This is a genomic window from Marinimicrobium sp. UBA4209, from assembly GCF_002381585.1.
GTDB classification, from domain to species: domain Bacteria; phylum Pseudomonadota; class Gammaproteobacteria; order Pseudomonadales; family Cellvibrionaceae; genus Marinimicrobium; species Marinimicrobium koreense.
The window spans coordinates 7,294-10,103 of record NZ_DFTP01000033.1; the positions used below are offsets into that span (position 1 = coordinate 7,294).

Annotated in this window: 3 protein-coding genes; all 3 read right to left on the reverse strand. The window is 57.8% G+C overall.

The features are described 5' to 3' along the window. The coding region (locus B3187_RS04935) for a cytochrome c biogenesis protein CcdA (RefSeq protein WP_286804878.1) at nt 1-647 on the reverse strand (647 nt) is incomplete at its 3' end. Between the two features lie 158 nt (nt 648-805). Then, complete coding sequence (locus tag B3187_RS04940) at nt 806-1,441, reverse strand: peroxiredoxin (RefSeq protein WP_286804880.1); 636 nt, start codon at nt 1,439-1,441, stop codon at nt 806-808. Nucleotides 1,442-1,561: 120 nt separating this feature from the next. Then, the gene (locus tag B3187_RS04945) at nt 1,562-2,458 is read right to left on the reverse strand and encodes a cation transporter (RefSeq protein ID WP_286804881.1); all 897 of its coding nucleotides are present in this window, start codon (nt 2,456-2,458) and stop codon (nt 1,562-1,564) included. Between the last annotated feature and the right edge of the window lie 352 nt (nt 2,459-2,810).

Below are 2,810 nucleotides of genomic sequence, written 5' to 3' on the forward strand. Positions count from 1 at the left end.
CCATCCGGGAACACGGTAGCCGCAAAGAACACTGCCCCGGCCAGCAATACCAGCCCCAGGAATTGCTGGATGCGAAGCAACCAGGCACCGCCACGGGGTATCCTTGCGATCAGGCCAGGGCGGACCAGCAGGACTAGGTAGGGAAGTGCCAGACCCGTGCCAACCGCCAGGAAAAGCGCCACGATAGCAGCCGGCGACTGGGTCAGAGCGAATGCCAATACGCCGCCCAGAAAAGGCCCGGTGCAGGGAGTAGACAGCACGGCCGCCAACAAGCCGGCGAAGTACGGCTCGGCGTAGCCCGCCCCCCGGACCCGGTAAGCCCACTGTGGAGGCTGAAACCCGCGCCCAGCCAGGCTCCAAACACCCAGACCGGCGAGCACGACAGCGAGCATCATCCGGAATGAAGCCGAGTGAAACAGGGCACCCCAGGTCCAGTTCAACCAGGCGGTAGCCACCGCCAGTGCTCCAAAAAATGTCAGTGTTCCAGCCAGCAGTGCTGCCCCCGCCAACAGGCGTCGCCCGGGACGATCGCCAACCACTCGACCGATACTGCGCAATTTAATCGGCAGCGCTGGCAGTACGCAGGGGGTAAGATTAAGCAGCATACCGGCCGCCGTGGCCAGCAACAGGTACTGCCAGAGGCTCATAACTGAGCCTCCATTTTCCGTTTAGTCACAGTGCAAAGAATAGAGGGCACAAGACGACTCTTCGTAAGTTTTTAGAAATCACTCAAAGTCCCGGTACAGGGTCTCCAGCCGAAAGGGCGCGGGCAACCACGCCCCTAACAGCGGGTTACGCTCAAACCTCAACGGTTCGGCTGCTTGGTCACTCGGAGGTAAGGCTTGACGGCCTTCCATCCGTCCGGGAAGTGGCGCTTGGCCTCATCATCTGACAGCGTGGGCAGGATGATCACATCGTCGCCGTTGCGCCAATTCACCGGTGTGGCGACTTTGTACCCGTCGGTCAACTGGATCGAGTCGATCACCCGCAAGATTTCGTCGAAATTGCGGCCCGCACTTTTCGGGTAGGTCAGCGTCATCCGTATTTTCTTGTTCGGGTCGATCAAAAATACCGATCGCACGGTCGAGCTATCACCCTCACCGGAATGCAGCATGTCGTAAAGCTGCGAGACCCTTCTGTCTTCATCCCCGATAATCGGGAAATTGACGGCATGACCTTGGGTCTCCTCGATATCGCCGCACCACGCTTTATGATCTTCCACCGGATCCACCGAAATGGCGATCACTTTGCAGTTGCGCTTAGCAAATTCGTCTTTTAGTCTGGCGGTTTCACCCAGCTCCGTGGTGCATACCGGCGTAAAATCAGCCGGATGCGAAAACAGTACGGCCCACCCGTCGCCAATCCAGTCGTGGAAGCTGGTCCGGCCTTCGGTGGTATTCGCCTCGAAATCGGGGGCGGTATTGCCTAGATGTAAACTCATAACAGTAGTCTCCTTCGATCAGTTAGTTTTAGCTTTGGTTGGAAACGCGCCGCCAACGGAGTGCTCAGGCAACCGGGCTATTTCATACCGGGAGAGTTTTTCTCCCACAACGAGCACTCCTTAATCTTTCAGCGCCAGAATACGCCTGGCGCCGTTAAGCACGATGATTCCCGCAATAGTGCCGATAATCAGATCTGGATAATGGGAACCGGTCCACGCGACCAAAGCGCCAGCAGCGATAACGCCCAGATTGATGACCACGTCATTGGCCGAGAATATCCAGCTGGCTTTCAGGTGCGCCCCACCCTCTCGGTGTTTGGATATGAGTAACAGACAGCTGGTATTGGCCATCAACGCAATGAATGCGATCGCCATCATCACCAGTGATTCAGGTTCACTACCGAACACAAATCGTCTCACCACCTCGGCGAGTACGCCTACCGCCAAAATCAGCTGGAGCACACCTGCAAGGTGCGCGGCACGCACCTGCATTTTTACACTATGTCCGACCGCATAAAGGGCGAGCCCGTACACGGCAGCATCGGCAAAATTGTCTAAAGACTCCCCGATCAGGCCCGTTGACTGGGCGATCAACCCTGCGGTCATTTCCAACGCAAACAGGAGTGCATTAATACCGAGCAACCACCGCAGAGTGCCAGACTCTTGCGTAGCAGCGGCCGCCGAGGACTCGGCGGCCCTGATTGTCTCCGGATCGGCAGCGGCGGTTTTCTCAAGCGAGGCTCCTAACCCCAAGGTCGCCAGCTTCGCGGTAATAGGGTCAGGCGCGCCATCGTGCACGACCTCCAACTGGCGGTTGGACAAGTCGAAAGACAATGCCCGGATCTTCTCAAAGCCGCCCAGGGCCAGGCGAATCATTCGCTCCTCTGATGGGCAGTCCATCTTCGGCACGGCATAAACGCTGACCCATTCCCCCGACGCATCGGAGGAGGCCTGCATATCGGTATCCGCCGCAGGCTTTACATCGTCGCCACAGGGGCCTCCGNNACGCTGACCCATTCCCCCGACGCCTCGGAAGAGGCCAGCGTATCGGGATCCGCTGTGGGTGTTGCATCACAATTACGTGGGCCCCCGCAGGCTTTGCTCATGGTTCAGCTCCAACTGAGTAACGATTCGGTACTATTAAAAACCTTATAGCCACTACAAGGTCAACAGCCAGAAGTGGATTACGAGGGAGTTTTTGCGCACCCACTTCGCAGGCTCCCCCCAAGATGTATGTGTCGCTTCAGCCATGATCGTCCTCATGGGCGCGATCGGTCTTGCTACCGGAGGCATTTACAACCTCCCTCCATTTTCCCCAACGCGGCACCAACATCGGCACCTGTCGTTGGTAGGCCCTGTAGGCGTCACC